Raw genomic sequence first — 4,702 nt, 5'->3', positions numbered from 1 at the left:
GCCCGGCATCTCCGCGGGCCACCCCGGCGCCGCCCATCGCCAGCTCGCCCGCCGCGCCCGGCGGCACCGGCTCCCCACGGGCGTCCAGCACCCGCACGGACGTGGCCGACAGCGGCCGGCCGATCGGCGGGCGCCCGCCGGGGTCGGTCCCGTCCAGCTCGGCCAGCTCGGCCCACGTGGCGATGACCGTGGCCTCGGTCGGCCCGTACGTGTTGACCAGCCGGGCCCCGGGCCCCTCACGATGCCACCGGGTGATGGCCGCCCCGTCGGCCTGCTCGCCGCCGAGGATCACCAGCCGCAGCCCGGGCGGCCAGGCCACCTCCGAGGGTGACTCGACGAGCCGGTGCCAGTACGCGGTCGGCAGGTCCAGCACGGTGATCCGGTGCCCGTCCGGCCCGGCCAGCAGGTCGGGCAGGCTCGCGGGGCCGTCCGGCAGCGGCATCACCGTCGCCCCGGACGCGAGCGCCGGGAAGATCTCCTCGACGTGGGTGTCGAAGCTCAGCGACGCGAACTGCACCACGTGATCCCCGGGCCCCAGGCCGTACTCCCGCCGCATCCACCCGACCCTGGCCGCCACCGAACGATGCTCGACGAGCACCGCCTTGGGCAGCCCGGCGGACCCCGAGGTGGTCATCACGTAGCCGATTCCCTTCACCGGCTCCCTGGCCGCGCTCCCGTCGGCCACGGCGCGCACCCGGTCCTCGCCGAGCAGCCAGGCGGCGCCCGCGGCGGCCATGGCGTCGGCGTGCCGGGCGGGCGGGTCGGCGGGGTCCAGCGGCAGGTACGCGGCGCCCGCCCGCCACACCCCCAGCAGCGCCGCGATCACCTCGGCGGACGGGGCCAGCCGCACGGCCACCACGTCGCCCTCCCGGACGCCGCTCTCCCGCAGGGTGCCGGCGAGCGCGCCGGCCCGGTCCCAGAGGGCCGCGTACGAGACCACCTGATCGCCGCAGCGCACGGCCACGGCCTCCGGCGTCCGGCGCACCACGTCCGCCACCAGCTCCAGCACCCCGTCCGCGACCGGCTCGGCGGGACCGTCGGCCAGCTCGGCCATCGCCTTCTCGTCCCGCTCGGTCCACGCGGGCAGCCGCGAGATCGGCGTGTCCGGCCTGGCCACGGCCCCGGCCAGCAGCCTCAGGTAGCGCTCGGCGATCGTCGCCACCTCGCCGGCCTCGAACACCGCGCCGTCGTAGCCGAAGCAGATCGCCAGCTCCTCACCCGCCGGCCAGACCTCCACCAGCAGGTCCACCACGATCTGCTCGTGGCGTCCCTCGAAGTCCGACACCCGGACCCCGCCGTACGCCCGGTCCTGCCCGGCGGCGTAGTCCTGCATGATGAACACGGTCGGCAGCAGCGTCTCGACGCCGCGCGCCAGCCGCTCCAGCAGCGGCGCGGGCCGGCCCATCGCGTCCAGCACCACCGCTTTGACCCGCCCGAGCAGCTCGGCGAACGTCGGGTCGCCCGCCAGGTCGCCGCGCAGCGGCAGGGTCTGGGTGAGGTAGCCGACCATCCGCTCCAGCTCGACCCGGTCCCGCCCGGCGACCACGGTGCCGACCACCAGGTCGTGCTGCCCGCTGTGCCGGAACAGCAGCGCCTGGTAGGCCGCCATGAGCACCATGAACGGGGTCGCCCGGTGGGCCACGGCCAGCCGCTCCACCTCCGCGAGGTGCCGCGCGCCCAGCCGTACCCAGTGATGGCCGCCCTCCCGGACGGCCGCGCGCGCTCCCGGACGGGCGAAGGGCAGCTCGGTGACCGGCGGCGCGGCCAGCGCCTCGGTCCAGTACGGCATGGCCTTGTCCGCCCTGCGCCGCTGCCAGCGGGCGTAGTCGCTGGACTGGATGCGCACGTCGGGCAGGCGGGCGGGGCGGCCCTCGACGGCGGCGGCGTAGTGCTCGCCCAGGTCATCGAGCATGATCTCCAGGGAGTGCCCGTCGGCCAGGATGTGGTGCAGCGTCAGGCACAGCACGTGATCGTCCGGGGCGACCTCGATGACGGCGACCCGCAGCGGGACGCCCGCGGCCAGGTCGAAGGCGGCGTTGGTGCGCTCGGCGACCAGCGCGTCCACCTGCTCCCCCGCCGCCGTCAGCCACTCGATCGGCGGCGACCACCCGACCGGCCCGGCCACCGCCCAGGGCGTGCCGTCCTCCTCGGCGAAGGCGGTGCGCAGGCTCTCGTGCCTGGCCACGAGCGCGCCGACGGCACCGGTGAACGCGTCGCGGTCGAGGGGGCCGCGCAGGCGTCGTACCAGGTACATCGTGTACGAGGCGTCGCCGGGCTCCAGCCGCTGGAGCATCCAGAGCCGTTCCTGCGCGGGCGACAGCGGCGCCCTCATGACCCGGCCGCCAGGTCGTCGAACAGCCCCTGGAGCTCCTCGGCGCTCAGGCCGTCGAGCTGGTCGCGCAGCGCGGCGACGTCGGCCAGGCTGAGCTCGGCGTCGTCCAGGTCGTCGAGCCGGGCGGCGAACCCGGCGATCGTCGGACGCTCGAACAGCACGACGATCGGCACCTCGAGGCCGTACCTGGCCTGGACCCTGGCGATGATCTGCGTGGCGGCCAGGGAGTGGCCGCCGAGCTCGAAGAAGTCGTCGTCGGCGCCGATGGGCTCGGTGGCGCCGAGCACCCCCGCCCAGATCTCGGCGAGGTCGGACTCGACCCCGGCGGCCGGGGCGCGGAAGGCGGCGGTGCCGGGGCGCGTCCAGGACGGAGTGGGCAGGGCGGCGCGGTCGAGCTTGCCGTTGGGGGTGAGCGGCAGGGACGTCAGGGTCGTGTGCCGGATCGGGATCATGTAGTCGGGGAGCGAGGCGCGCAGTCGTTCGCGCAGCGCGGCCCAGTCCACGGCCTGCTCCCGCGGGACCAGGTAGGCCACCAGCCGCCCGTCGCGGACGGCGGCCGCGGCGTCCCTGACCTCGGCGGCCGCTCGTAGGGCGGCCTCGATCTCGCCCAGTTCGATGCGGAATCCGTGGACCTTCACCTGCTGGTCGGCGCGGCCGAGGTACTCCAGCCGGCCGTCGGGCGTGATCCTGGCCAGGTCGCCGGTGGCGTACATGCGGGCGCCGGGGACGCCGGCGTACGGGTCGGGCAGGAAACGCGCGGCCGTCTGGCCGGGCAGCCCGTGGTATCCCCGGGCGACCCCCGCGCCGCCGATGTGCAGCTCGCCGGCCTCCCCGTCAGCGACCGGCGTCCCGTTCCCGTCCAGCAGGTGGAGCGAGGTCCGCCCGATGGGCGAGCCGAGATCCACGGCCTCGGGTCCCGGCCGCACCCGGCCGGCCGTGGACCACACGGTGGTCTCGGTGGGGCCGTACACGTTCCACAGCTCGGCGCCGTCGGCCAGCAGCGCGTCCGCGAGATCGCGGGGCAGCGCCTCGCCGCCGCACAACCGGGTCCTGATCGTCGCGGGGACCCCGCCGGACTCCAGCAGGATCCGCCAGCCCGCCGGCGTCGCCTGCATGATCGTGACCCCCTCGGCGACGGCCCGTTCGCGCAACGCCCACCCGTCGGAGACCTCCCCGGTGGCCGCGATCACCACCCGGCCGCCCGTGAACAGGGGCAGCAGCAGCTCCAGGACCGAGATGTCGAACGACAGCGTGGTGACGGCCAGCCACCGGTCCTCCGGCCCGATCGGCAGCAGCTCGGCGAACGACTCCAGCAGGTTCGCCACGGTCCGGTGCGGCACCGCCACCCCCTTCGGGCGGCCGGTGGAGCCCGAGGTGAACATCAGGTACGCCAGCCGGTCCCCGTCGGCCGCGACCCCGCCGGACGGGGCGGGAGCGCCGGTCAGCGGCCTGCCCCCGGGCGAGAGCGTGACGACGGCGGGAACGCCGTCCAGCAGTGCGGGATCGACGCCCGCCTGGGTCAGCACCAGGCCGATGCCGGCGTCCTGGCGCATCATGCGCAGCCGTCCGGCGGGGAAGGCCGGATCCAGCGGCACGTACGCACCGCCCGCTGTCCACACGGCGAGCATCGCCACGAGCATCCCGGTGGTCCGCTCCATGCACAGCCCCACGGGCGTCTCGGGGCCGACGCCGTGCCCGCGCAGCACGGCGGCCAGGTCCTCGACGCGCCGGTGCAGCTCCCGGTAGGTCACCTGGCCGTCGGAGCCGGTCACGGCCACCGCGTCGGGCGCCTTGTCCAGCCACCGCCATATCGTGCCCGCCGTCCCGTTCGCGGCACTGCGCGGGGGCGGCGTCGTGTCGTCACTCAACGTCGGTATCGCCTTTCAGTTTCGCAGGCTGAGCGGGCGCATGTCCGTCCAGACGGTCTCGATGTGGCCCAGGCACTCCTCCTGGGTGCCCGCGAACCCCGCGTCGGACCAGCCGGGCGGCAGTTCGCGATCCGCGGCCCAGACGGAGTACTGCTCCTCGTGGTTGACGACCACGCGCATCTCGGCACTCACGTGTTCTCCTCGCTGACCAGTAGCGTCTCGACCTCGCGCAGCGTCGCCTCGATCGCCTCCCGGGGCAGGAGGGCGGTGTCGGCGAGCAGGTCCAGCCGGCAGGTGTGGGTGGCGGGCCCGGCGGTGCAGAACACCTCGGCGTCCACCTCCGGCCAGGCCCCCACCGGGAAGATCCGGCCGGGGGTCGCGGGCGGGTTCGGCGGCAGGTTGGGCCAGCCCCCGGTGACCCGTACGTCGTTGAAGTAGGCGGTGGGCGGCGGCCCGGTCTCCTCGATCAGCGCCCGCTGGGCGGCCGGGTCGTAGCGGGCGT

4 protein-coding genes are annotated in these 4,702 nt (G+C 75.5%); all 4 read right to left on the bottom strand.

Going from position 1 to position 4,702, the window contains the following annotated elements:
* A partial coding sequence (locus tag ACWEPL_RS64960) for a non-ribosomal peptide synthetase (RefSeq protein ID WP_452443002.1) occupies positions 1–2,332 on the bottom strand: 2,332 nt, incomplete at its 3' end.
* Complete coding sequence (locus ACWEPL_RS64955) at positions 2,329–4,200, bottom strand: non-ribosomal peptide synthetase (RefSeq protein ID WP_452443000.1); 1,872 nt, start codon at positions 4,198–4,200, stop codon at positions 2,329–2,331. The genes ACWEPL_RS64960 and ACWEPL_RS64955, both read right to left, overlap by 4 nt.
* A gap of 15 nt (positions 4,201–4,215) precedes the next feature.
* Positions 4,216–4,380 (bottom strand): MbtH family protein, encoded by a 165-nt coding sequence (locus tag ACWEPL_RS64950; protein WP_350735841.1) that lies wholly within the window; start codon positions 4,378–4,380, stop codon positions 4,216–4,218.
* Positions 4,381–4,388: 8 nt separating this feature from the next.
* Positions 4,389–4,702 (bottom strand): hypothetical protein (locus tag ACWEPL_RS64945; RefSeq protein WP_452442998.1); only part of this gene is annotated, 314 nt, incomplete at its 5' end.

The organism is Nonomuraea sp. NPDC004186 (assembly GCF_053603495.1).
Note: the sequence above shows the minus strand (reverse complement) of the source record. Positions and strands in the feature narration are given on the sequence as shown.

Coding starts and splice junctions, on each gene's coding strand:
- ACWEPL_RS64950 (WP_350735841.1), bottom strand. CDS start 4,380: ATGCGCGTGGTCGTCAACCACGAGGAGCAGTACTCCGTCTGGGCCGCG.